Annotated in this window: 25 protein-coding genes and 1 other annotated feature; of the genes, 12 read left to right on the top strand and 13 right to left on the bottom strand. The window is 32.5% G+C overall.

The window, feature by feature from the left end; translation table 11 throughout:
* The coding region (locus Q5Y73_RS20435; protein WP_305993775.1) for a hypothetical protein at nt 1-184 on the top strand (184 nt) is incomplete at its 5' end.
* Between the two features lie 7 nt (nt 185-191).
* Here the strand turns inward: Q5Y73_RS20435 and Q5Y73_RS20440 are convergent.
* From Q5Y73_RS20440 to Q5Y73_RS20445, 3 genes are all read right to left on the bottom strand, one after another.
* Complete coding sequence (locus Q5Y73_RS20440; RefSeq protein ID WP_305993776.1) at nt 192-779, bottom strand: DEAD/DEAH box helicase family protein; 588 nt, start codon at nt 777-779, stop codon at nt 192-194.
* Between the two features lie 2 nt (nt 780-781).
* Nucleotides 782-1,003, bottom strand: coding sequence for a class I SAM-dependent methyltransferase (locus Q5Y73_RS24940; protein ID WP_371320249.1), 222 nt, complete (start codon nt 1,001-1,003; stop codon nt 782-784).
* Nucleotides 1,004-1,151: 148 nt separating this feature from the next.
* Nucleotides 1,152-1,592 carry a MarR family winged helix-turn-helix transcriptional regulator gene (locus Q5Y73_RS20445; RefSeq protein WP_305993777.1) on the bottom strand — a complete coding sequence of 147 codons (441 nt, stop codon included), beginning with the start codon at nt 1,590-1,592 and terminating at the stop codon, nt 1,152-1,154.
* A 559-nt stretch (nt 1,593-2,151) separates the two neighbouring features.
* Nucleotides 2,152-2,395, top strand: a binding site (T-box leader).
* Between the two features lie 76 nt (nt 2,396-2,471).
* Between Q5Y73_RS20445 and Q5Y73_RS20450 the strand changes: the two genes are divergently transcribed.
* The 5 genes from Q5Y73_RS20450 to merA all read left to right on the top strand — a co-directional run bounded on the left by Q5Y73_RS20450 (nt 2,472) and on the right by merA (nt 7,894).
* Nucleotides 2,472-4,352, top strand: a complete 1,881-nt coding sequence (locus Q5Y73_RS20450; protein ID WP_305993778.1) for an alanine--tRNA ligase — start codon at nt 2,472-2,474, stop codon at nt 4,350-4,352.
* Nucleotides 4,353-4,411: 59 nt separating this feature from the next.
* A complete protein-coding gene (locus tag Q5Y73_RS20455; RefSeq protein ID WP_305993779.1) occupies nt 4,412-4,627 on the top strand; it encodes a hypothetical protein in 216 nt (71 codons plus the stop codon).
* A 925-nt stretch (nt 4,628-5,552) separates the two neighbouring features.
* Nucleotides 5,553-5,963 carry a mercury resistance transcriptional regulator MerR gene (merR, locus tag Q5Y73_RS20460; RefSeq protein WP_305993780.1) on the top strand — a complete coding sequence of 137 codons (411 nt, stop codon included), beginning with the start codon at nt 5,553-5,555 and terminating at the stop codon, nt 5,961-5,963.
* A gap of 12 nt (nt 5,964-5,975) precedes the next feature.
* Nucleotides 5,976-6,221 (top strand): mercury resistance system transport protein MerF, encoded by a 246-nt coding sequence (merF, locus tag Q5Y73_RS20465; RefSeq protein ID WP_305993781.1) that lies wholly within the window; start codon nt 5,976-5,978, stop codon nt 6,219-6,221.
* A 35-nt stretch (nt 6,222-6,256) separates the two neighbouring features.
* The gene (gene merA / locus Q5Y73_RS20470) at nt 6,257-7,894 is read left to right on the top strand and encodes a mercury(II) reductase (RefSeq protein WP_305993782.1); all 1,638 of its coding nucleotides are present in this window, start codon (nt 6,257-6,259) and stop codon (nt 7,892-7,894) included.
* 300 nt (nt 7,895-8,194) lie between these two features.
* On the opposite strand, the gene Q5Y73_RS20475 is transcribed toward merA, so the two are convergent.
* The 5 genes from Q5Y73_RS20475 to Q5Y73_RS20495 all read right to left on the bottom strand — a co-directional run bounded on the left by Q5Y73_RS20475 (nt 8,195) and on the right by Q5Y73_RS20495 (nt 11,846).
* On the bottom strand, nt 8,195-8,575 hold the full coding sequence (locus tag Q5Y73_RS20475) for a hypothetical protein (RefSeq protein ID WP_305993783.1): 381 nt from the start codon (nt 8,573-8,575) through the stop codon (nt 8,195-8,197).
* Nucleotide 8,576: 1 nt separating this feature from the next.
* Entirely contained in the window at nt 8,577-9,359 is a 783-nt protein-coding gene (locus tag Q5Y73_RS20480) for a peptidoglycan recognition protein family protein (RefSeq protein ID WP_305993784.1), read from the bottom strand.
* A 17-nt stretch (nt 9,360-9,376) separates the two neighbouring features.
* Entirely contained in the window at nt 9,377-9,631 is a 255-nt protein-coding gene (locus Q5Y73_RS20485; RefSeq protein ID WP_305993785.1) for a hypothetical protein, read from the bottom strand.
* A 14-nt stretch (nt 9,632-9,645) separates the two neighbouring features.
* Nucleotides 9,646-9,969 (bottom strand): hypothetical protein, encoded by a 324-nt coding sequence (locus tag Q5Y73_RS20490; RefSeq protein WP_305993786.1) that lies wholly within the window; start codon nt 9,967-9,969, stop codon nt 9,646-9,648.
* 182 nt (nt 9,970-10,151) lie between these two features.
* Nucleotides 10,152-11,846 carry an endonuclease/exonuclease/phosphatase family protein gene (locus Q5Y73_RS20495; protein WP_305993787.1) on the bottom strand — a complete coding sequence of 565 codons (1,695 nt, stop codon included), beginning with the start codon at nt 11,844-11,846 and terminating at the stop codon, nt 10,152-10,154.
* Nucleotides 11,847-12,250: 404 nt separating this feature from the next.
* Between Q5Y73_RS20495 and Q5Y73_RS20500 the strand changes: the two genes are divergently transcribed.
* Nucleotides 12,251-13,774, top strand: coding sequence for an esterase/lipase family protein (locus Q5Y73_RS20500; RefSeq protein WP_305993788.1), 1,524 nt, complete (start codon nt 12,251-12,253; stop codon nt 13,772-13,774).
* A 345-nt stretch (nt 13,775-14,119) separates the two neighbouring features.
* On the opposite strand, the gene Q5Y73_RS20505 is transcribed toward Q5Y73_RS20500, so the two are convergent.
* The 3 genes from Q5Y73_RS20505 to Q5Y73_RS20515 form a co-directional block, all read right to left on the bottom strand.
* Entirely contained in the window at nt 14,120-14,722 is a 603-nt protein-coding gene (locus Q5Y73_RS20505) for a TetR/AcrR family transcriptional regulator (protein WP_305993789.1), read from the bottom strand.
* Nucleotides 14,723-14,914: 192 nt separating this feature from the next.
* Nucleotides 14,915-15,325, bottom strand: coding sequence for an RrF2 family transcriptional regulator (locus tag Q5Y73_RS20510; RefSeq protein ID WP_305993790.1), 411 nt, complete (start codon nt 15,323-15,325; stop codon nt 14,915-14,917).
* 54 nt (nt 15,326-15,379) lie between these two features.
* Nucleotides 15,380-15,751 carry a hypothetical protein gene (locus Q5Y73_RS20515; protein WP_305993791.1) on the bottom strand — a complete coding sequence of 124 codons (372 nt, stop codon included), beginning with the start codon at nt 15,749-15,751 and terminating at the stop codon, nt 15,380-15,382.
* Nucleotides 15,752-16,387: 636 nt separating this feature from the next.
* Here Q5Y73_RS20515 and Q5Y73_RS20520 point away from each other — a divergent pair.
* The 4 genes from Q5Y73_RS20520 to Q5Y73_RS20535 all read left to right on the top strand — a co-directional run bounded on the left by Q5Y73_RS20520 (nt 16,388) and on the right by Q5Y73_RS20535 (nt 20,706).
* Complete coding sequence (locus tag Q5Y73_RS20520; protein ID WP_305993792.1) at nt 16,388-17,425, top strand: amino acid ABC transporter substrate-binding protein; 1,038 nt, start codon at nt 16,388-16,390, stop codon at nt 17,423-17,425.
* Nucleotides 17,426-17,534: 109 nt separating this feature from the next.
* Nucleotides 17,535-18,707: an amino acid ABC transporter permease gene (locus Q5Y73_RS20525; RefSeq protein ID WP_305993793.1), complete on the top strand. Its 1,173-nt coding sequence runs from the start codon at nt 17,535-17,537 to the stop codon at nt 18,705-18,707.
* A 9-nt stretch (nt 18,708-18,716) separates the two neighbouring features.
* Nucleotides 18,717-19,922: an amino acid ABC transporter permease gene (locus tag Q5Y73_RS20530; RefSeq protein ID WP_305993862.1), complete on the top strand. Its 1,206-nt coding sequence runs from the start codon at nt 18,717-18,719 to the stop codon at nt 19,920-19,922.
* A 13-nt stretch (nt 19,923-19,935) separates the two neighbouring features.
* The gene (locus Q5Y73_RS20535; RefSeq protein WP_305993794.1) at nt 19,936-20,706 is read left to right on the top strand and encodes an amino acid ABC transporter ATP-binding protein; all 771 of its coding nucleotides are present in this window, start codon (nt 19,936-19,938) and stop codon (nt 20,704-20,706) included.
* A gap of 93 nt (nt 20,707-20,799) precedes the next feature.
* On the opposite strand, the gene Q5Y73_RS20540 is transcribed toward Q5Y73_RS20535, so the two are convergent.
* Nucleotides 20,800-21,897: a citrate/2-methylcitrate synthase gene (locus tag Q5Y73_RS20540; RefSeq protein WP_371320250.1), complete on the bottom strand. Its 1,098-nt coding sequence runs from the start codon at nt 21,895-21,897 to the stop codon at nt 20,800-20,802.
* Between the two features lie 110 nt (nt 21,898-22,007).
* Between Q5Y73_RS20540 and Q5Y73_RS20545 the strand changes: the two genes are divergently transcribed.
* The gene (locus tag Q5Y73_RS20545) at nt 22,008-22,886 is read left to right on the top strand and encodes a LysR family transcriptional regulator (protein WP_305993796.1); all 879 of its coding nucleotides are present in this window, start codon (nt 22,008-22,010) and stop codon (nt 22,884-22,886) included.
* Between the two features lie 427 nt (nt 22,887-23,313).
* Here the strand turns inward: Q5Y73_RS20545 and Q5Y73_RS20550 are convergent, their stop codons facing one another.
* Nucleotides 23,314-24,252, bottom strand: coding sequence for an alpha/beta fold hydrolase (locus Q5Y73_RS20550; protein WP_305993797.1), 939 nt, complete (start codon nt 24,250-24,252; stop codon nt 23,314-23,316).
* Nucleotides 24,253-24,346: the final 94 nt, after the last annotated feature.

The following is a 24,346-nucleotide window of genomic DNA, read 5'->3' on the forward strand; positions in this document are numbered from 1 at the left end:
AATGGCGCTTTTCACTAAGAGAAGCGCCGTTTTTTATGAATGGGGCCATATTGTTGAATATCTATTTAAAGGTATTATGTTCATCAAATCGAAACTACAAAAAGACAGGAGTCTGTTTATTGCTGAGATAAACAGTAACGGTGGTATCAAATCTCATCGTTATATACTTGCCAAATGTCCCTAAGTATAAATTACCGTATATGTTTTAGAAATGTAGCGTATCTATCAAGGAATTTCTTTAAGTGGCCTCTTTTGTCACTCGCCAAAGTTAAATCACTTTTTTCGGCTATTTCCTCTACAATACTGTCAATGGTTTTGTTGTCAGTTATTATTTTTTCTTCAGTAATATCGTGATTAAAGGCATAAATACACCTGTCAATTTGTGATTTTGCCCATGAATTAGCCCATTCAAATCGTTTGTTAAGGCGTTTTTTTATTGTTTTCTTCTCTGCATAAAGAATGTAATGTTTTACCTCAATACCTTCTTTAATAAGTCGTCCAATTATTTCATCATAATAATGACGATTAACCAAAGTCATGGGTGCTATAATAATACCATCATAAGTATCTGATATATATTTTAACATTTTATAATTGAATAACCGCCACTGTTCATGGTTTTGAAAATCCGATTCATACAGTTCTATAGGTATATTTTTTCGTATAAAATAACCGATATTTTCAGGGTCGTAAACAAAAGAATTGGGTAATCTTTTGTTTAATTCATAAGTGCATGTTGTTTTTCCCGAGCCAAACGCTCCATTTATCCAAATAATCATTTTCACACCTCCTTTTTCCAAGTAAGAGAATACCGCCAAAACAAATGCCTTCGAATGATTGCATTTCGTAAAATAGAATCGACTATTTCATGAATATCAAGGATAATCAATGTACCGAAGTGATGAAATGTTGCGATAGAAACTATGAAATCAAAAGAATTGGGTTCAAATAAACATGTTAATATATCTGCATTTATAAACTTTATGTTTGTTACAGAGGACAATTATTCTGCAATTCCTATCATATTTTCGGATAAGGAATTTTACTTAGTAAGTATTTATAATAGTACCGATTGTGATTCCAAGAGGTATCTTCGAGATTAACAAAAGCAAGTTTATTAAAATAATTTTTTATCATGTTTTGTTTATCCATTAAACGACTCCTCTCAATAGGTTTGTAGCTATTTTCCCCATTGTCTCTTCAAATGTCTTGATTTCTTCTTCATCTAATGGATAATAAAAATGCTTTAAAAAGTTCTCAGAAAAGACAGCCTCTAACTTCATCATTTTGTAACCCTTTTCACTCAATTCTAGAGTAAAACTTCTTTTATCTACCGAATTTTCTTTTTTCTTCAGATATTCGCCCTTTAACAATGTATTAATCATTTGAGCAACGGAAGAATTTTTTATCCCTAATCTATTTGCAATTTCTGTTATAGTTGCTAAATCACCTTCATTATGTAACTTGTAAATAGCAATTAAGTATTGGTAACTATTAAATGTTATCTCGCTATAACCCTCTTTCTGAAACATTGCACTTAAGTGCCGATTATAGTATTTATAGCATACATCTAAACTTTGAAATACGTTCATATTAACCTCCTTAAATATTAGTTAGGCTACCTAACATTATGTGTATACTATTCACTCTAGTCAAGTTGTTTTAAATTATTGAACATAGTCTTTCCAATTAAACTCATGCATTTTAAATATATGACCATCAATCAGGAGAAATTTTATCCTAATTCACGGCCATATCAACCTTTCCCATATATGCAGCATGTATGTTTGCTCGTTTTGCATTGGATATCATTACTTCATCTTGAGCAAGGATGAATGAATTACTCCAAATCAGTTATGATAAATCTTGATGTATAGTTACGTTTGATAACAGTATGAACCCTGTTTGTTAAAAAGAACTATATCTATCTACTCATTCCTAAAAGGAGGGAAGTTGAGGAAAATTATTATAGGTAAACAGGAATGTGGAATTGTGGTTGGGGGAATTATAATTTGGCTAAAGTCAGAGGATGCGAAGCATCAGAATTGCCAAAGCTGATGGTAGAATCGACAGACTTATACCTTATAAAAAACTAGTGGAATTACATTGACGGAGCAAGTTGAGTGTGATAGCATTGGTTTAACTTAAAACGAAAAGGCTATGAAGAGAAATAGTAGGTATTAGGGATCTCACAGAGAGAAGATGGTTGGTGCGAATCTTCATTGATCTAATAATGAAGCAGTCTCGGAGCTGTGAACCGAACAGAGGAATCTTAGTAGGCTTCAACGGAGTTCCACCGTTATTCAGGAAACAATATCGGAGATATCCCGTATTGATAGAGTGCAGAGAAATCTGAAATTAGGTGGTAACACGGACATAATAGTTCGCCCTAAGTTGACAAGAAATATGTCAGCTTAGGGCTTTTTTGTTTTATTTCTACTCGTTTGAACATTGAAATGGAGGTATTGAGCATGGTGAAAATGACACCAGATGAGTTAAGAAAATCATATATTGATTTTATGAAAGGAATAGGGGCTAGCCAAGTGCCCTCTTCTAGCTTGTTACCAGAAAATGATCCCTCAACATTGTTTACAGGAAGTGGAATGCAACCTATGGTTCCATATTTATTGGGGGAAAAGCATCCGATAGGTAATGATATTGTTAATATTCAGAAGTGTTTAAGGACAGTGGATATTGATGAAGTAGGAGATACGTCGCATCTGACATTTTTTGAAATGATAGGTCGATGGGAGTTTAAAGCAAATGAAAATAACTATAAGAAAAAGCAAATCGATGCCATTTGGAATTGGCATATTATCGAATTAGGAATTGATCCTGGCAGGCTGTATATCAGTGCTTTTATAGGAAGTGATGATTTGAATATACAGAAAGATACGGAAGCCATTCAAATCTGGTCAGAAAAATTTAAATCAGTTGGTATAGAACCTATCATTGAAGAAGATCCCTATCAATATGGGGCATCTAGAGGTGGAAAAATATTCTTATACGATGAAAAAGAAAATTGGTGGAGTCGATCCGGAAGTCCATTGGATATGCCTGTTGGTGAACCGGGTGGACCTGATAGTGAAATATTCTATGATCTTGAACCAGACGGTGATTCACTGGATCATCCTGCTTCTGTAAGCGAGAGGTTTTTAGAAATTGGGAACAACGTATTTATGTGTTACAAAAAAGAAGACACAGGATTTGTAAAAATGCAAAATCCCAATATTGATTATGGAGGCGGATTAGAAAGGGTTGCAACAGCACTTAATGGTGACAAGGATATTTATAATACGGCTTTCTTCCTTAATCCCAAGAAAAAATTGATGGAGTTAAGTGGTAAACAATATACTGACGATTTAAAGTCGTTTAGAATCATACTTGATCATGTGAGAGCGGCTACTTTTCTAATTAATGATGGTGCGGAGCCAGCTAATAGTGATGCAGGGTATATAACAAGAAGGTTATTAAGAAGGGCGATTCGTGCAGGTAAAAAAATAGGAATACAAGGAAGTTTTGTGGGTGAGTTGTCTGAAGTTTATATAGATGAAGCAACAGCTTATGAAGATTTGATCGGTAATAAAAAGAAAGTTATCGAAAAAGTAAATAAGGAAGAAAATCTTTTCTATAGAACTTTACAGCAAGGAGAATTTGAAATACAAAAACATCTTAAGAATAAGGGTAAAGTTACAGGTGCAGATGCCTTTTATTTTTACGAAACATATGGGTTTCCCTTGGAGTTGACGGAAGAGTTTCTAACTGAAAGTGGATATAGCATGGAGGACAAGGCGTCTTATATAGAAGCGGCAAAGAAACATGCTGAAAAGAGCAGAACTGCTTCTGCGGGTAAATTTAAAGGTGGATTAGCTGAACATTCAACAGAAACAACAGCGCTGCACACGGTATCTCATTTATTACTTGCTGGTTTAAGGGAAGTTTTAGGTGATCATGTTCATCAACAAGGAAGTAATATTACTTCAGAACGATTACGGTTTGACTTCAATCATGATGAAAAACTTACGCCAGAGCAAATAGCTGAGGTGGAAAAGTATGTGAATCATGCGATTTCATCAAAAGCAGTTACCTATATTTCAGAGCTGCCTAAAATTGAAGCGAAAGAAAGTAATGTTGAAGGGAATTTTTGGGATAAATATCCGGATATCGTTAAGGTGTATACAATCAAAGATAAGGAAGGGAAAGTTTGGAGTCGAGAAGTATGTGGAGGACCTCATGTAGAAGATACAACAAACTTAGGAAAGTTTAGTATTAAAAAAGAACAATCTTCTGCTGCTGGAGTTAGAAGGATTAAAGGAGTAATTAATAAATATTTCCAGAACGCGGAACAATAGCTGATGTTTTAGGATTGCCATTTGTAACAACGTTATGAGTTGCCGGGAATCCAGGATGAATGATAAATCCGGCAATCGAAGAGGGTTTGACATCGCTTGGCCTTTCCGTTGGCGGTACCGGAGCACAGTATTCAAAGAAAAAACAAGAAAGGGGAGCTTATAACAAAACAGAACGAAAATCGAGCCTAGTAATTCAAGAATTTATGCTGCAGAAGGGTGTATCAAATATTATCTTACTGTACAGGATGAAAAATAAAAAGAAATTATTCAAGTAATAAAATCAATTGAAACATCTCAAAAAAACAAAAGTTTAAACTATAATACAAAAAGGATGAAATCCTCCGAAATGATTTTTTATTGAATATGATAAGGGATTAAAACGATCTATATACTTATGTATAAAACTCGTCTTATCAATACTAAAAATAAAAAAGTGAGGAAAAATGTATAGAAATATATATTGGACATGACTAATATGTGTTTCTATTTTTTATATCATCAATTTTAATAATTTTATCTAGTATCATACATTATTTATGGACAATTGTTTGGGTTGCAAAATGTATCTATTCTGGTACTTTAGATTTCCAAATTGGATATCATGTTAAAATATAGAGAAAACTTTTTAATATTCTTATGTTAAAGATAACAGAAAACTTAGAATTTTTGTTTTTTGAAGTGAAATTTAATCAAGAGGAGGAGTTGTTATCGACAGTATGATATTATATTTATTCATTTTAATCATATTATTTCTTATTATTTATTATTTTATATTTTTTAAGAGAGGAGAAAATCGTATGGGAAAGATGTCTTTAAACGAAGCAGAAGAATTTTTTAAGTCTATGCAATGTTCTAAGTTTGTAATGGCACGTGAGGAACAAGGGAAATATGAAATGTAATTAAAGCTTGATTCATTAACTTATGTACAAAATTGGTATTATCAAGACTAAAATTTAAAAAAGTGAGGAAACATGTATAGCGATACATATTGGACATGACTAATATGTGTCTCTTTTTTATGTCATTAATTACAAAAGCTAATCTTAGGTTATAACTTAATCCATAGATCCTAATTTAGTAGTATTATCCTTAATAAACAGAGTTTTTATCTATGAAGTATAAAATTTTAAAAATAATTAATAATACACTTGACCTTAAAGTAAGGTACAGGGTTTATAATCAAAAGGTGAGGTGATTATTATGGGACTTCTTCGAATTGGTGAGGTTGCCAACAAGTGTAACGTTAATAAAGAAACCATTCGATATTATGAACGAATTAAATTAATATCTGAACCTGAACGAAGTGATTCAGGATATCGACTATATTCTGAAGATACAGTAGAACGTCTTCAATTTATTAAACGCATGCAAGAACTTGGATTTACATTAAATGAAATAGATAAATTTTTAGGTGTAGTTGATCGAAATGAATCGAAATGTAGCGATATGTATGATTTTACGACTACTAAGTTAACTGAAATACAAGAGAAAATTAGAGATTTAAAACGAATTGAACATATTTTGATTGATTTGAAGGAAAGGTGTCCTGAAAATAAAGATATTTATGAATGTCCAATTATTGATACCTTAATGGATAAAGAGAAATTGTAGAGGAGATATCTCATGAAGAAAAATATGAAATTTAAAATAGGAGTTATAGGAACGATTGTCACTTTAATTTGCTGTGCTACTCCCATACTAGTTATTACACTTGGATTAGCTGGTCTAAGTGCAGTAACCGGTTATTTAGATTATGTCTTGATTCCGTTGTTATTTGTTTTTATTGCGTTAATGATTTTCAATTCAAAAAAGAAAGTAGGAGAAGCAAAGCAAGAAAATTGTTGCCATAGCACAAATGATCAAACATAGAAAGAATTCGAAAATTGCAGGGGAGGAAGTTATTTATGAGGGTAAGAATAGAAATTAGAGGCATGACGTGTACAAGTTGTGAAGGTCATATTCAATCCATACTTAAGAATTTAGGTGCTCAAAATATAGATGCAAGTTATTTAAAAAACAATGTTGAATTTCAACTACCAAGCACTATCGACATAGAAATTGCTCATAAAGCAATTCACGATGCTAACTATGAAATCAGCCACACTGAAATTATTCAAAATAAAGAAATAACTGATAAAAAGTCCACTGAAGATTATGATTTATTCATCATTGGCTCTGGTGGAGCAGCTTTTTCAGCAGCAATTAAAGCCATCGAATATGGTGCAAAAGTAGCTATGGTTGAACGAGGAATTATTGGGGGAACTTGTGTAAATGTCGGATGTGTGCCTTCAAAGACTCTTTTGCGTGCAGGAGAAATTAACAATCTAGCTAAACAAAATCCATTTAACGGATTAAATACATCAGCTGGAATAGTAAATTTAGAAGCTTTAGTGGAGCAAAAAAATGAGCTTGTCATGCAGTTGCGTTCTGAAAAGTATGTGAACCTTATTGATGAATATGGATTTAAAATGTTTAAAGGGGAAGCAAAGTTTATTGATGAAAACACTGTAGAAGTTAATAGCGAGAAAATAACGTCTAAATATTTCTTAATTGCTACTGGGGCTTCTCCTTCCATCCCTTATATTCCTGGGTTAAAAGAAGTAGATTATTTAACCAGCACTTCTTTGCTTGAATTAAAACAACTTCCCAAAAGTCTTATTGTTATTGGATCAGGATACATTGGGATGGAGTTGGGGCAACTATTTCACAATCTAGGGACAGAAGTTACGCTTATACAAAGAAGTGAGCGTGTGTTAAAAAATTACGACCTTGAGATCTCAGAAGCAGTAGAAAAAGCACTGACTGAACAGGGGATAAATGTGATTAAAGGTGTAACATATGAAAGTATTGATCAAGATGGAGACACTAAAAAAGTCCGTGTTACAGTAAATGGACAAGAGAAAGTGATTGAGGCTGAACAACTTCTCATCGCAACAGGAAGAAAACCAAATACGAATTATCTCCAATTAAGTGAAGCAAACGTCAAAGTAGGAAGCCGTGGTGAAGTCCTCATTGATGAATACGCAAGAACAAGTAATACGAAAATTTATGCTGCTGGGGACGTTACAATGGCACCTCAATTTGTTTATGTAGCAGCATACCAAGGCGGAATTGTTGCTGATAATGCTATTGGGGGGCTAAATCGAAAATTAAATTTAGAGAGTGTACCAGGAGTTACATTTACTAATCCATCTATTGCTACAGTTGGATTGACTGAAGAACAAGCGAAACAAAATGGGTTCGATGTGAAAACTTCAGTGTTGCCTTTAGATGCAGTCCCAAGAGCCTTAGTGAATCGTGAGACCACTGGCGTTTTTAAATTAGTTGCAGATGCTAAAACATTAAAGGTGTTAGGTGTTCACATTGTTGCAGAAAATGCTGGTGAAGTGATTTATGCAGCAACATTGGCAGTGAAATTTGGATTAACAATTGACGATCTGCGTGAAAGTCTAGCACCGTATTTAACAATGGCAGAAGGATTAAAACTTGCTGCTTTAACATTTGATAAGGATGTCTCAAAATTATCTTGTTGTGCTGGATGAAAAAAGAATTATTCAAGTAAATATATCAAAAAAACAAAAGTTGATTTTGTTATAAACATAACTTTTGTTTTTTTATTTTTTCTGAAATGATTATTTTTAAAAACATTGAAGATAAACATAATAATATTACTCTATATGAAATGTGTAACTATACATATAAAACCTTGATATACGGGGGATTTCATCAATTGATTGACTTATGTACAAAATACGGATTTTGTGAAAAAGTACTGGTGAAATAAAAAGTAACGCTTATACATTTATTAATATTTTTAAATTGCGCTACTTTTTATAGTCTATTTATTTAATAAAATTTAATGCGTTATCTACTATCATTTCAATTAATAATTCATTTTCATAATCAATTTCAATCTCTAAAGAATTTAAGTTCGCAATAATTGTATGCAAAGTTAATTGTTTTTTTTCATCTAAACTTTTAGAATTAGAAATATGATTCAGATCATTTAAATCCTTACGAATTGTATCAAATATATTTTCGAGTTTATCTTTATCATTTTCATTGCTATTTTTACTAATGATAATTTTAGAAAATAATAGGATTTGATCAGCTAAATTCATAGTTTCTTGTGTAATATAACCTTTTTGTTTTAAATAAGGAAATAAATATATAACAGCTCCCAGAACTGCTAAGCTAATCATAATAATCCATGTAGTATCCATATTATTCAACTCCTTTATCATTATTTTCACTTAATCGATCTAACATCACAAAAAACAACCAAGGCATATCTTGAAGTATTTCTTGAGGTTTTTTAATCAATTTATTCTTCCAATCTTCTGCGTTCGTTACTAATTTTTTTTGACTTAATCGATCTATCGCATCATTTGCTAGTTCAATTTGCCATTCTTTAAGCTGCATGATTACATCCTCCTTAGATAAACAATCATAGTATTCTTTTACTACATCTTGTAACAATAAATCATAGGATTTGCCAATTTTTGAAAGTGCGTTTTGAGGATCTGTTTTACGTTGTGGATCAAGAATATGATGACCTACAATAGTTTTTGCTGGGTTTAATCCAAATTTATAGCAAATATAGGCTATAATCCAAACATATCTTTTATATGATTCTTCATTATTGATGTTTCCTTTCCGGTAGGAATAACATAGTTCAACTCCACCCGCTATATCATTTGCATCATCCCCAAACAATTGATTGTCCATCGTCTTCTGATACTGAACATGCCATGCTTTTTCAGGTGCTTCAGTTACTAGAGGAATACATTCATAAATCCCTGTATCATCTACAAAAATATGTGCAGAAGCGCTCATATCATTGTTTGAATTCTCGTAATACGTAATATTTTGCAATGCGGTTGATCCGTCATTTCCTGTGTCATGAGCAACAATAAAACCTACTTTCGACATTTTGATCCCTGATCGTCTCTTGGTTCCTTTAGTTAGAAACTTCTTTGATATGGGATATTTCACTTTAAAACTCAAAATGCTACTCTCCCCTCTTAGATTGAACTATCAAAATTGCTTTCTTCTTTAGTATTCTTGAAGTTAGTGATACCTTCCTTAGCTAAGTTAAAAGCATTAATACCAACAATGGAATAAATTAAAGTACTCATAAATGTAAGCAAATTTGCTGTTATATCGCCATCTAGCACATACATCACTAATCCAAAAATAGAAGTTACTATCAATATAAGCACTAAAGCACTTACTTTTATCTCATCAATGGAAAATACTTTATCAAATAGATTGTTCATTGACTAAGTCCCTCCTAACTTAATGAATCTTTAAATAGAATCATAAATATAGATCCGAACAAACCAATCAAAAACCAAACGGCTTTGGACCAAAAATGTTCCCATTTCGTACTTGAATCCTGCTGATTATTTGCAACATTTTCTCTTATTTTTTCTAAATCTTGAGATAGCTCATTTACTTCTTTATCTCTACTTCTGAACATTTCATTGATTTCATTTCTTGGGACGAAGGTTTTATTCCATATATCTAATTTACTGTCCATATTCATTATGAGATCTCGCATGGCTTTTATTTCAGTCTCAAGTTTGGCAAGTCGTTCTATGTCTTGTTTTTCCATGTCAAATCCATTCCCCTTTTAAAAGTTTGATACTTTTATAAATAATGTAAAAAAGAGCAGTGATTTAACTACTCTTTAATGTAAAAGCTTCCTTTATCCTCTTATAAAATGCTATGTTTCCATAAAACAAAACAAGACCCTTAATTAAGGTTCTTGTTTTGTTTGAAAAATATTAAAATATCTTATTCCTCTACTAAACTGGCTCCCCAAGCATAGACTGAATCAGTACTTCCATTGTAATCTCCAGGCCAAAGTAGAACCGTAACCTTGTCACTACTATTTGCAAATGCCATAGAAACCTCAAAATATTGCCAATCCTTAGTGACTTCAATTACTCTATTCTCTGATTCACTAAAATCTTCATTTTGTATCTTTATTCTTGCTTGATGAGGTTCATCTGCTTTTAACCATATACCAAATGTATAAGATTTTCCTTCTGGATCAACTTCTGTATGCTGATAGATACTATCGTTTACCTTTGTAGGTGTGATGATATTAGCAGTAGTCTCTCCTCCTATTGGACCTGGTTCAGCAGTATTTTCAACTATAGTATTTGTATACCATTGATTTAAAGCATCTTTTGTAAAATCATTTGCTGAATTAAGATATTGCTCCTTTTCTTTAAGCTCTACTCTAGAAGCATAAACGTACCCTTGACTTCCAAAGTCATAACCTGCTGGATAAAAATATAGTGAGAGGGATTCACTATTTTTTTCAAAAGGAGCTGTAATTTCATACTTTTTCCAATCTGTTGTTATCGTAAAACTCTGTTGTCCACCTTCTGTTTTTTCTTTATTTCTTAATCTCAATGTAACTGTATGTTCGTCATCTGCTTTTAACCATACGCTAAACGTATACACGCTATTTTTAGGATTTTCCATGACTTTATAATTTACATTTTGTCTGAAATTCTCTTCACCTTTAGTTTGAATCTTCCATACCTTTTGCTCATCCCATGTTTCACCTGTAGTAATGATAGTTTTATAAGCGTTAAAATTACCTATGAGAGGGATGTTTGAAACCTTATAGTTAAACAATGCGGAAACTGGTTTATGATCAGATAATTGTTTCCCATCACTATCTAAAAAATCACTATTTGGAACTGCATAATCTGTAACACTTAAATGAAGTTGATCACCACTGCGATAGATGATTTTATCAATTCTGTCACCAGTTTCACCTATATCAGGGATTCTTCCATCGTTTTTAATATCAGCCCAAGCATCAAAGAAACCTGCATCTGTAAATTGCCTAACCTCCCCCTCATCTTTGTATTTACTATTAAAATCACCTGCAACAATGACCGCATTTCCATCAGACCACTGTTCTATTTTGGATAAAACCTGTTGAAAGTTTTTCTTTCTTGTCGCTTTATCATCATTTGATCCACCAGCATCTGCATGAAGATTATATATATCTACATAAACACCGTTGCTTAGTTCATGTCGAGCAAATGTAAAACCTTTTGGGGTTAAACAATCATTCGCATCATCAAAAATACCGTTGCAATCATTCCAATCAACACGTTTGAAATCTGTAATTGGATAGTTTGACATTCGACTTAACCCATCACCAAATCCCATAGTGCCTGAATGTGAAGAAAGATATGGATGGTTCACTTTTTTTATTAAATCATCATGATAATTAAAATCTTCTTGGGCTAGAACGATATTATAATCGTTTAATTTAGGACTGATTAGAATTGTATTTGTTGCGGGGTTTGATGAAGAAACAGGATCCCATAATCCAGCTACATTATAAGTTAATAATGAAAATTCTCCTTCTACATTCTGTGCTTTCACTATAGATGTACTAGGTTTGAAGAATATGATACTGCTCAGGATAAAACATAATAAAATAATATAAATCTTTTTCATTGGATCATCTCCTACGCACTTTTATTATTTTTTGAGTACGACAAGATGCATATATTTCATAAAAAATTAGCTCTGCTAGAAATAACAACTTTTGATTTACTATTATCCATTTTGTTCTTCCCGGGATTCGTTTTTTATTTTATCATATGAAAATGCTTATATTAAAATCCGAAAAACTAGTGAATTTATTCTATTTATGGTAAAAATATATAATTTTCTACACATTTCCTCACTTTTTTTCAATATTACTAGGCATTTTAATTAATACTATTTTATATAGAAGTTAAAGATAGAATAAAAGTTGTTGAATTGACAGAAAATAAACTGTAAAATAATAACATAAATTATAATTATTTCTCATTACTAATAATGTAATCAAGAAATTTTATAAAGGAGATGAAAATATGAAGGATTTTATTCTCTTCTTAGTCTTGCTATTAATTGCTTCATTATTATCCGTTGTTTATGTAAGCGCTTCAAATGTATCGATTGCTCCAGCACCTGTAGATGTTCAAGACATACCTGGAACCTGGTATTTGGGAGCTACCCCATATGAGATTGACTACTCCAAATCACCAGTAGTTTTTGTACAAGGATTACACGGGAATGCTAAGGACTGGTGGGAAGATACAGTATATTATGGCAAAAATGATATGTATGATTATTTTTATTCAAATGGATATCGAACTGCCTTTGTGCAATTAGAAGATGCAACGGGTGGAGACGCTGCTGATATGTGGGATAATGGATTGTTACTTGCAGACATGTTGAAGCAAATATATGATCATTTCGGTGAAAAAGTAAATATAGTTGCACATAGCAAAGGTGGAGTTGATACACAAACTGCATTAATACACTATGATGCATGGCCATACGCAAATGATGTTATTACATTGGGTTCTCCACATTATGGTACTCCCTTAGCTGATTTGGCATATAGCTGGTATGCAAATTGGTTAGCAGATTTAATAGAACGTACAGATGAAGGAACTTATGCAATGCAAACGGGTGAAATGGAGAAATTCAGATCTATTACAGACAATCATGAAAACACTTCAAAAAATGAATACTATACAGCTTCAGGTACTGGCTGGGGTCCTGTATTTTCTGCGTTATGGTTCGGTGGTTTATATTTGTGGGGGGATAGCGATGGATTAATCCCTGAATCGAGCACTAGACTCCCTTACGGTACTCACTTCTTTCAAGGTGGGGATGATGTAGACCATGATAATATCCGAATAGGCAATATCTCTTTTGAGAATATACACTTCCTTTTTAATGAGAAAAGACCTAGTGCATCTATTTTTGAAAATGAAAAAAGCTTTAACCCAGATTCTCTTGTCCCCGAGCAATTCGTTCGTGGAAGCAAGTTACCAGCTAGTGAATCTATATCAGAAGTAATCCCAGTTGAATCAGGCAATCAACAGATTATATTAGAAATTGTTACATCAGAAAAAGATGTTGAAGTGATTCTAACCTCACCAAACGGAAAAAAATACAATCAAAATGATAAGCAATACTATACTTATGAAGAAAACAACTTTATGAGAGGCGGCCATATTCAAACTTTTGTGATAGATCAACCTATAAAAGGGGATTGGAATTTAGACATGATCAGTTCTAAAGACGATGCCTACTTTATGATTGCACATTATAAAGGATCAAATGCACTGAATATAAAGTGGTCAGAATTAGAAAAAGCTGCAAATCAAAAGCCAAAAGAAGATAAAGTAAACAAAGAAAAGACACTTAAAATTGACAAAAAGATAAAAAAAGAAAAACCGAAACAAAAAGAATACCAGGGTGTTAGAAAAGAAACACAGGACATTATTCGTTCTGAAATCACCAATGTAACTTATGACATTATAGGTACAACAAAAGATGGTGAAACGTTTTATCGTACGGCCGTTAGATCATATTTCCAATAAAAATAAATCACCAGTCCGTTATTTCCCTCTGATAACGGACTGGTGATTGTAAAAGCATGGAATCTACCGAAGGTAGATCATGCATTATTTATTATATACCTTTTTTAAAAGTATAACAATATATAACCTTAAACATTCATGTATTTGCCATTTTTGTATAAATATATCCAAATTAAATAAAGTAGATTTCATCTCACTTGAGTCCTAATGAAAAAATCCATATCAAAATGGAGCCAACGTATCTTGATGAGAGCAAAAAGCAAAACCTGTACCATAAAAAAACCTTAACTGTATATACAATCAAGGTATTTTTATGTACCGAAAATGACGATTATAGAAGTTAAATTATAAAGATTCAGAAGTTAACATAAAATTATGTACTGCTTGTTCTATTAATGGAAGCAACTCACCTTTCTCCTTAAGAAAATACTTCCCATTTGCTATATGAACCACAATAATACCATGAAGTTGATAATGAAGTAATCTACAATTCATTTTCAACTCTTTATCATCTCTGGATTTAAAATGGTTTGGAAAAAATTCATTAAATAAGACATTGAACATTTCAAATCTAAATTGATCCCATTCTTCACCAAATACATCTGAATAATCCGTTTTAAAACCAGTAGAGAAAAATTGTTTATATAGATACACATTTGACAAACCAAACTCTACATGCATTCTACTAATTTGCAGTAGCTTTTCTTGAGAACTTATTTCCTTATTATATACAATTTCTTTAAGTTCAAACAACAAAGTTTTCATTGGGGTAACGGCAAGTTTTTCCAAGATATTTTTTTTGTCTTTGAAATGGAAATAAATCGTTGCATGAGAACAGTTTGCTTTTTTGCCAATTTCTCTTATTGTCACTTTTTCAAACCCTTTTTTTGAAAATAATTCTTCAGCAGCAATAAGAATACGTTGTCTAGTATGGACTTCTGTTTCCAAGTAAGTAAACCTCCTTTTACAATCCAATCTGAAATTATAATGATAGTTTTATATGTTATTATGTATTAATATATTATATTACATCTATATAAAACTATCCATATTTATTTACTCGGGATTAATTGCTGAAAAAGGAAAAATAGAAATTAGTAAGGATCACCTAATGACATGAATAAATAAAGTGAAAGCTCCTTAAGGAGCTTTCACTTTATTTATAACATCTTCTATTGTATATTGACCTAGAAATTCACTAAAATGTTTTTCTGCTTCTGAAAATATGTCATTTAAAGCAATTTGCATATTTGCACCTACAATACAATGTTCATTTATATTTTTGCACTTTGGTTTCAATGTGCCTTGAGAAGTCATAGTGTATATATCTTTTATCGATATTTCATGAGGATTTTTTTTTAGCATAAATCCTCCACCAGCCCCCTCTTTGGAAGCAATATAACCGTTTTTTTTAAGCATACTTAATACTTTTCTTATTCTTACTGGATGAACAGACGCACTCTCAGCCAGACAATCACTAGTAGACATTTTTTCAGGTAATAACGAAAGATAAGTTAAGCTGTGCACAGCTAGTGTAAATTCACTATTCATTCATTGTGCTCCTCCTTTGCCACACTGCTATCTTATCTAGTTGTCATATTGTTGTCAATCTTGTTTAATACGACTAAAACCCTCTCTGCGAATAAAATTTATTTCTTCTATATTTATCTCATTGTTATGAATCATTTTTAATTCTTTAAGTTGACTTGAATATTTAATAAAATCTTCTTCATTTTTTTCTAATAAGGCAATATCGATTAAATTTAGTAAAGACCCTTCAAAATACAAATCAGTTTGTTCCATTACCTCTATTTTATTTGATGCAATTTTAACTGTACGATTCTTTATAAAAGAATGATCACTTTGAATAATATACACGTGAACTGATGATTCATTTATTTGTTCTATATAACCAATAAAAAACTCATCTTCCTTACTTTTTCCTTTTACCCAATCCCCAACGTTAAATTTATTCATAAATGACTCTCCTCTCACGTATCTAATAGTGATACTGTAAATTTTATTTTTACAGTTAGATGAAATGTTTACCTCTACATTTCGAGAAACAATCAACCTAATGCATACTGTAATTTTAAACGTTACAGTATAGTTTTGTCAAGCAACTTCAATTTATACTACGTTCTAGCTTTTATTTTTATAAAAATTAAGAAGAAGATTTCATAACAAAAACCCCTATCTTAGTCTCTCAAATAAGTTGTTGAATAATTTTTTTATAAGAAAAAATAAATCTTTATACAATAATATGATTGTTTTCTTTTATATGTTATATTATAATAACATAAACAAACTGCATTCTTATTAGACCCCCTTCTTATATATACAACATCCCAAATATTTTTTACCACTCCTATGTAAGCGTTTTATTTATTGAGATATCACATTAACATTACACAAGAGTCTTGTAAAATAGATGATAGTGTATTATATTAGTAGTTAGAAGTGACATTGTTTATTCAAATTCCTTTCATTCGATGTAACTATTATGTGAGCATTTAATAAATAAATATTTATACATCCTACATAAAGTTAGAATGAAAGAATCATGATGAACATAATGTTACTAATAAAATATTATTTTATAGGGGGAAAAAAATGAAAAAGAGTATATTGGTATTATTAAGCGTATTTTTATTAGCTTCTATCGCGTTGGTAGGTTGCTCTAGCAGTGAAGAATCTACCGAATCTTCTGTTTTAGATCAAATTAAAGATCGCGGAGTATTAAATGCAGGTATTAATGGTGAACTACCTGGATTTAGTTACTTAGATGACGGAGACTATGTAGGGTTTGATGTTGATTTTGCTAAAGCAGTTGCAGCTGCAATTTTAGGAGATGCAAATGCAGTTGAATATTCTCCACTAACAGCATCTGAGCGTTTCACAGCACTTCAAACAGGTGCAATTGACTTATTATCTCGTAACACGACTTGGACTACATCTCGTGATGTTGATCTTGGTTTAAACTTTGGTGGAGTTACTTTCTATGATGGTCAAGGTATGATGGTTCGTGCTGATAGTGATGTGAATACATTAACTGACATGAATGGAATGATCATCGCAGTTGAAACTGGTACGACTACTGAGTTGAACCTTGCCGACCAAATGGCAAAACTTGGCGTATCTTATCAACCACAAACATTTGATAACCAAGAAGCAGCAATTGCGGCACTAGAAGCAGGTTCAGTTGATGCTTTTACAACAGATAAATCTGGTTTAGTTTCTAGATTATCTACTATGGCTGATTCTGACCAGTATAAAATTTTAGACGATACAATGTCTAAAGAGCCGTTAGGACCTGTTGTTGCTGGCGGAGACGACAAAATGGCTGACTTAACTAGATGGGTATTAAACGCTCTTATCCAAGCTGAAGAATTAGGTATTACATCTGAGAATGTTGATTCTTTCCTTAGTAGTGATGATCCAGTTATTCAACGTTTACTAGGAACAGATGGAAATCTTGGAGAGCAGCTTGAAGTTAGCAGTGACTTTGCTTACCAAGCAATCAAACAAGTTGGTAACTACGGAGAAATTTTCGAGCGCCATTTAGGTGAGGGTACTGTATTCAACTTAGACCGTGGACTAAATGATCTATACACAAATGGTGGATTATTATACTCACCTCCATTCCGTTAATTAACATTTAGCTCTTTAATTTGATTTAATAGGTCTGCTTACAGTTTTCACTTTGAGCAGACCTTATTTTATAACTAAAGAATTGTATCTTATGTGAGGTGACTAATAAATGAAAAATGAAAAATCAACCGCTACTCCTTTTTGGCGGGATACCAGAGTCATTCCAATCCTATTACAAATATTATTTGTTGTCATTGTGGTCATCGTTGGAACTTTTCTATTTACAAATGCTATGACTGGATTAGACAGGCTTGGAATAAAATTTGGTTTTGACTTTTTATCAAATACAGCATTTTTTGATATTGGTGAAAAAGAAATTGAATATACACCAAAAGATTCTTATTTTAGAGCCTATTTAGTAGGGATCGTAAATACAATCAAGGTAGGTATTGCAGGTATTATTCTTGCAAGTATTGTAGGGGTTCTTGTAGGAATATCAAGATTGTCCAATAACTGGTTGGTGAGAAAAGTTTCTACAATTTATGTTGAGATTTTTAGAAACACTCCCCTTCTAGTTCAAATTTTTATATGGTATTTGGCTGTCATCCTTCAATTTCCTAAGATCGAAGAGGAAATGAACTTGGGACCTTTTTTTATAAGTAATCGCGGTACAGCGTTACCTTGGTTTGATGCTACATCAGGTTCATTACTTTGGATTATCTTTTCTATTGTAGGTTTGATTGCTGCTGTAGTTATCCGTTCACGTTTAATCAATAAACAAATTGAAACAGGTAAAATTACACACCCTGGTTTGTGGTCTATAGCTGTATTCATTGGAACGCTCTTACTAGCGTTATTGATCACAAGAAGTGCTCCATTTACATTAGATTACCCTAGTATTAATGGAAGATTGTATGAGGGTGGTTATACACTCACTACTGGATTTCAAGCTATGCTACTCGCTCTAGTTGTATATACATCAACTTATATAGCTGAAATTGTACGTGGTGGAATCCAAGCGGTATCTAAAGGTCAAGTGGAAGCTTCTAAAGCTCTTGGTTTGAAAAACAGCACAACAATGAGTAAAGTTATTTTTCCACAAGCGATAAGAATTATTATACCTCCAGTAACGAGTCAATATCTGAACTTGATTAAAAACTCAAGTTTGGCAATGGCTGTAGGTTTTCCTGAACTTGTTTATGTCAGTCAAACTGTACTGAATCAAACAGGAAGAGCTATTGAAAATATCACATTGGTTATTTTAGTATATTTAACTCTAAGTGTTATCACTTCTATTATCATGAATATATTTAACAAAAAATTTCAATTGGTGGAAAGGTAGGTGCCACATATGAGTAGTCAAGCGAATTTACAACAACCTCAAAAAAGGGCCGAAACTCCACCACCTAAAACTTCAGTCGGAGTGATTGGCTGGTTAAGACAAAATTTATTCAGCAGCTGGGCAAATTCATTACTAACTGTAATCGTTGGAACAGCCGCGTTCTTTTTATTAAAAGCTATATTTACATGGGTCTTTTTCGGTGCTGAATGGCATGTAGTATCTAATGAATTAAATTTCTTATTAATCGGTAGATATCCAGAGGAAGAAGTTTGGAGAATATGGACTCTTCTTCTATTCTTCCATGCATTACTAGGTTTATCATGGGGATTTGGCAAAGGCATCATGAATAGCATCGCATATACCATTGGAGGATTGTTATTCATATCCATGTTGCTGCCTTTTATCGAGATGTCAACTCGCATTTGGATCATTGCAAATTTAGCAACATTGATCTCATTCTTTTTCATTGGACATAAATTTCCAAAAGTAAAGAAAATTACTTTTGTAGGTTGGTTTTTATCTTTTCCAATCGTTATATTCTTTATTAATGGACTAGGTATATTGCCAAATGTGAGTACAAATTTATGGGGCGGATTCATGTTAAATATCCTCCTCGCTGTAGTGGCTATAGTGTGTTCTTTCCCTTTAGGTATATTATTAGCCTTAGGTCGAAGAAGTAAGTTACCTATCGTTAAATATTTCTGTGTCATTTATATTGAAGTCATTCGTGGAATTCCTCTAATCACCGTGTTATTTATGGCAAAATTCATGCTACCTCTATTTACAGGAGGCATCGAGGTTGATGAAGTTGTTGGAGCTATGGTTGCCTTAACTATGTTTAGTGCAGCATATATGGCTGAAAATGTTAGAGGTGGTTTACAATCACTGCCTAGAGGTCAATTCGAAGCATCACAAGCTTTAGGTTTAAACTCAACTTATACAACCGTATTTGTTGTCTTGCCTCAAGCATTAAAAGCAGTTATTCCAGCCATCGTTGGTCAATATATAGCTATATTTAAGGACACAACATTAGTTTTAATCATAGGATTGTTGGACATCTTGGAGATTGGACTATCTATGATTGCAAAACCTGAATATATTGGTTTAGATATGGAAGTTTTAGTATTCGGTGCTGTCGTATTCTTTATCTTCTGTTATTTAATGGCTCATGTGAGTCGCAGATTAGAAAAATCACTTAGCGTAGGAAATCGTTAAAGGAGGCCCCAAAATGTTAGATGAAAAAAACTTACAAAAACCATTAGAAGAACGCGAGGATATTATTGAAGTCAAAAATTTAAATAAATGGTTTGGTAAACACCATGTTTTAAAAGATGTAGATGTAAATGTTAAACAAGGTGAAGTGGTTGTTATTCTTGGTCCTTCAGGATCTGGTAAATCTACTTTTATTAGAACGATCAATGCTTTAGAAGAATTTCAAAAAGGTGAAATTATTGTTGATGAAATCAATTTATCTAACGATGTATCCAATATTGAAGCGATCAGAAAAGAAACTGGGATGGTATTTCAGCAATTCAACCTCTTCCCTCATATGACGATATTAAAAAATATCACTCTTGCTCCAATTTGGGTTCGTAAATGGAAGCGAGAAAAAGCAGAACAAGTGGCTATGGAGCTATTAGAACGTGTAGGCATTCCAGAACAAGCACATAAGTATCCTGGGCAATTGTCAGGTGGACAGCAGCAGCGTGTTGCTATTGCTAGAGCACTAGCAATGCAGCCAAGAATCATGTTATTTGATGAGCCAACTTCTGCACTAGATCCTGAAATGATTAAGGAAGTGTTGGATGTTATGAAAACACTAGCAAGGTCAGGTATGACAATGCTAGTTGTAACTCACGAAATGAACTTCGCTCGTGAAGTTGCAGATCGTATTATTCTTTTCGATGATGGTGAAATCATTGAAGAAGGTACACCAACTGAATTGTTTGATAATCCAAAACATGAACGTACAAAGATGTTCTTATCTCAAATTTTATAGAACCAATAAATTAAATCAATGATATTAAAAGACGCTTAAAATTCTCATAACGGAATTATAAGCGTCTTTTTCATTGTCATTATTATGCTACAATCAAACTCCCCCTCTTATCTCTCCTATATATTCAGCTCTGGGTCGAAATATAGTATTATTCTCCGCTTGCTCTAAAACATGTGCAGTCCAACCAACTATCCGACTAGCAGTAAATGTTGGAGTAAATAATTCAAGATCTAAATTGATAGATTTCATGATTGCAGCCGCGTAAAATTCTACATTTGTATATAAATTTCTTCCTGGCTTTAATTCATTCAAGATACGGATTGCGACCTTTTCCACATGCATAGCTAGATCAAGCCAACCATCTTCCTCCCTAGCTTCAAGCAACTTGTCCTTTAAAGAAATCGCTCTTGGATCGTGAGTTTTATATACTCTATGTCCAAAACCCATTAACTTCTCTCCATGTAACAGCTTTTCTCGAATAACTTTGTCTGCATTTTTTGGAGTTCCAATTTCATTTAACAGTTGGATTACTCCTGATGGAGCACCTCCATGAAGAGGCCCCTTCATTGTACCAATCGCTGATGTTATTGCCGATACCATGTCTGACTCTGTAGAAGCTGTGACTCTTGCTGAAAAAGCAGAAGCATTCATACCATGTTCAAGGGTCAAAATCATATAGGTTTCTAAAGCACTCACAACAAGTTTAGATGGGATACTACCAGTGATCATGTATAAAAAATTTTCAACATGACTTAAGTCTTCTCTAGGTTCAATAAACATTTGATCCTTTAAAATGCTCTGTCTATAAGCAATAATTGTTGGTACTATTGCAGTTAATTTAACCGCTTGATCGATTGTTGGTTTCCAACAATATTCTAACGTTCCTTCAGAGGATATCGCAGTCCTTAATACACTCATCATGTCCATAGTTTTTGGCAGCAGCTTAATCAATTCCATCAAATAAGGGGTCAAACATCGGTTTTCATTTAATTTCCGTTCTAGTTTATTTACTTCATCTTGACTTGGTAATCGACCATGCCAAAGTAAATAAGCAACTTCTTCGAATGAGTAACCCCTTGTTAGCTTTCCTATTTCATAACCTCTATAAATAAGCCTCCCTTCTTTTCCATCAATATGACTAATCAACGTCTGAGCTGCTACAATTCCTTTTAAGCCTTCAGCAAACATCATTTTACCTCCCCTTTCCTTTATTACAATTATTGTATACTGTATAATTGATTAATAAAATTAAATATTATTAAAGTAATTGATTAATAAATTAAATAAGGGGATTGTAGGTAATGGAATTAAGTTGGTTAAAAACGTTTATTACAGCCGTTGAATATGGAAATTTTAGAAAAGCAGCAGAACACCTTTTCATTTCTCAACCCACTGTAACAGTACATATTAAGCAATTAGAGAAAGAGCTTGGGGTATTATTGTTTCTTAGAGAGGGGAAAAAAGTAAAACTTACAGAGGCTGGAAAGCGATATTTTAATCATGCAATCGAGTTATTAAACATATACGAGAAAGGAATTACTGATCTAGAAACATACAATCAAGGATATACCTCAAAGCTTACCATCGCTATCTCTCCATTAATAGCAGATACGGTTTTACCCATTGTCCTAAAACAGTATTTAAAAAATCACCCTCAAGTTGAAATATCTGTACAAATAATTGAGTCTAACGAAATTGATCAGGCTGTCCTTAAAGAAGAAGTTGATATTGGACTTTCCTGTCTTCTAAGTTTTAATCCTCAGCTAGAAAGCAAGTTGTTATATACAGACAAAGTAATTTTAGTGGCTCCACACGATGGAAAAGACTTTGAATCTGCTTTACCTTTAGAGGAAGAAGAGGTATTATCTTCAAATCATCTATTAACACATAATCATCCCGCATATTGGGAAGAGTTGTCTAAAACCATTAAATTGTTTTATCCTACTACACGTATGATGAAGGTTTCACAAATTCACATTACGAAACGATTTATTATTGAGGGTCTCGGTGTATCCTACTTGCCTTATTCTACTGTACGTAGAGAGTTGCATGATGGTATTTTACTAGAAGTAGATACTCATGCATTTGAACTGCCAAAAGCAAATATTTACGCAATTCTCAAATATCATCATAAGGAACAACAGGAGTTTTTAAGCTTCTTATCCAAATATCGATTTTAAACTTGTCCTATTCTATGCCAAGCAAAAGCATCCATTTTGAAAAAGTTTGATCAAAATGGATGCTTAATTTTAAATTAACTACTTTATATTGTATAGAAAGTTCGATCATTTTATTGTCTAACTTTCTATACAATTTAAAGCACTATTATAAATAGGATAAATTTCATTTCTACCTCTCTATTTGTAACCCCATTTATTGTCATTCCTAAAAGGAATTAAACTTACATCTTGATCTTGATCTAACTTAATGCAATAGAAAACTCATTAAGTTTTTCAATAAGCTTTAATCCCTTTTTCTCTAAATTTATAGCTTTAGAAGTATCTGTTACTGATATCGCGTAATTCATTTATGATCATTCCTTATATCAATCTATTGTTTCTATTACTTCATAAACATTACCAATTGTATTTCAATCATGTCAAATTTCTATTTAGAGTTAAATAATTTCTCTAATGCTTTTATAACCGCTTTAGGATGAGCTTGTGGTAGCATATGACCTGCATTAGGACACTCTATTAAATTTGAATGAGGTATATCATTATATAATTGATATGAATCCTCTTTTGTGTCGAACGGATCTTTTTCTCCGATCACAATTTGAGTAGGAACATTAATTTTATGATAATGGATGCTTAATTTCTTAGCAGCTGGAACAAAGGAGATAATATCCTCTCGATTTGCTTTAAAATGATTAGGGCGCAACCACAGTGCTTTCACCCGTTGCTGATATTTTAGTGGAACAGAATCCGGCTTAAAAGTTGGCTTCAACATGACATTTACCATTAATTGTCCTAAAGGTACTAATAAGATATGCAAAAATAACTTTCCTATAATTGGTGTTATCACAATTTTGGACAATAAATCTCCTTTCCCAGCTGGGTATCTTTCTGCGTAGGCTCCTGGTGCCAACAAAACAATACCAGCTAATTCTTTTGGATAGTTCAAAGCATACGAAAGAACCAATAAACCACTCCATGAATGTCCAACTAAAATAGGATTTTTTATATTCATTTTTTTTATAGCTTTATGAAGTATATCAGCTTGAACCATCGGAGTTATCTTCTCTTTTTTGCTTCTTTGGCTATAACCATATCCCATTCGATCAAAAGCAATAACTTGATAATCATCCTTAGCTAAATCAAGCACGTTATTGAAATCTTCAGCGCATAAAATACCTCCATGAAGAAAAATAACGGGTCTCCCATCCCCTTTTTTATAATAATGAAGTTTTATATCATCAACTTCAATGAACTCTCCTGTTGAGGGAAACTTAGTTTCCGCTCTATAGACAACTATCCGATTCAATACGAACAACATGATTAAAAACATGATGATCGTAATGATATAAATCAAAAATCCATTCATTCTTTTCTACCTCCCTCGATTTATACACTTATAAACTACCCGTGAAATAAAATATATTCACATACTATTAAGTATGTTTTATATAATAAAAAAA

The sequence above is a fragment of the Chengkuizengella axinellae genome, from assembly GCF_030730905.1.
GTDB lineage: Bacteria > Bacillota > Bacilli > Paenibacillales > KCTC-33759 > Chengkuizengella > Chengkuizengella axinellae.

What these genes read in the sequence shown, in the direction of transcription:
- Q5Y73_RS20440 (WP_305993776.1), bottom strand. Translation starts at nt 779, where the DNA reads ATGATTATTTGGATAAATGGAGCGTTTGGCTCGGGAAAAACAACATGC.
- Q5Y73_RS20445 (WP_305993777.1), bottom strand. Translation starts at nt 1,592, where the DNA reads ATGAACGTATTTCAAAGTTTAGATGTATGCTATAAATACTATAATCGG.
- Q5Y73_RS20450 (WP_305993778.1), top strand. Translation starts at nt 2,472, where the DNA reads ATGGTGAAAATGACACCAGATGAGTTAAGAAAATCATATATTGATTTT.
- Q5Y73_RS20455 (WP_305993779.1), top strand. Translation starts at nt 4,412, where the DNA reads ATGATAAATCCGGCAATCGAAGAGGGTTTGACATCGCTTGGCCTTTCC.
- merR (WP_305993780.1), top strand. Translation starts at nt 5,553, where the DNA reads ATGGGACTTCTTCGAATTGGTGAGGTTGCCAACAAGTGTAACGTTAAT.
- merF (WP_305993781.1), top strand. Translation starts at nt 5,976, where the DNA reads ATGAAGAAAAATATGAAATTTAAAATAGGAGTTATAGGAACGATTGTC.
- merA (WP_305993782.1), top strand. Translation starts at nt 6,257, where the DNA reads ATGAGGGTAAGAATAGAAATTAGAGGCATGACGTGTACAAGTTGTGAA.
- Q5Y73_RS20475 (WP_305993783.1), bottom strand. Translation starts at nt 8,575, where the DNA reads ATGGATACTACATGGATTATTATGATTAGCTTAGCAGTTCTGGGAGCT.
- Q5Y73_RS20485 (WP_305993785.1), bottom strand. Translation starts at nt 9,631, where the DNA reads ATGAACAATCTATTTGATAAAGTATTTTCCATTGATGAGATAAAAGTA.
- Q5Y73_RS20490 (WP_305993786.1), bottom strand. Translation starts at nt 9,969, where the DNA reads ATGGAAAAACAAGACATAGAACGACTTGCCAAACTTGAGACTGAAATA.
- Q5Y73_RS20495 (WP_305993787.1), bottom strand. Translation starts at nt 11,846, where the DNA reads ATGAAAAAGATTTATATTATTTTATTATGTTTTATCCTGAGCAGTATC.
- Q5Y73_RS20500 (WP_305993788.1), top strand. Translation starts at nt 12,251, where the DNA reads ATGAAGGATTTTATTCTCTTCTTAGTCTTGCTATTAATTGCTTCATTA.
- Q5Y73_RS20510 (WP_305993790.1), bottom strand. Translation starts at nt 15,325, where the DNA reads ATGAATAGTGAATTTACACTAGCTGTGCACAGCTTAACTTATCTTTCG.
- Q5Y73_RS20515 (WP_305993791.1), bottom strand. Translation starts at nt 15,751, where the DNA reads ATGAATAAATTTAACGTTGGGGATTGGGTAAAAGGAAAAAGTAAGGAA.
- Q5Y73_RS20520 (WP_305993792.1), top strand. Translation starts at nt 16,388, where the DNA reads ATGAAAAAGAGTATATTGGTATTATTAAGCGTATTTTTATTAGCTTCT.
- Q5Y73_RS20525 (WP_305993793.1), top strand. Translation starts at nt 17,535, where the DNA reads ATGAAAAATGAAAAATCAACCGCTACTCCTTTTTGGCGGGATACCAGA.
- Q5Y73_RS20530 (WP_305993862.1), top strand. Translation starts at nt 18,717, where the DNA reads ATGAGTAGTCAAGCGAATTTACAACAACCTCAAAAAAGGGCCGAAACT.
- Q5Y73_RS20535 (WP_305993794.1), top strand. Translation starts at nt 19,936, where the DNA reads ATGTTAGATGAAAAAAACTTACAAAAACCATTAGAAGAACGCGAGGAT.
- Q5Y73_RS20540 (WP_371320250.1), bottom strand. Translation starts at nt 21,897, where the DNA reads ATGATGTTTGCTGAAGGCTTAAAAGGAATTGTAGCAGCTCAGACGTTG.
- Q5Y73_RS20545 (WP_305993796.1), top strand. Translation starts at nt 22,008, where the DNA reads ATGGAATTAAGTTGGTTAAAAACGTTTATTACAGCCGTTGAATATGGA.
- Q5Y73_RS20550 (WP_305993797.1), bottom strand. Translation starts at nt 24,252, where the DNA reads ATGAATGGATTTTTGATTTATATCATTACGATCATCATGTTTTTAATC.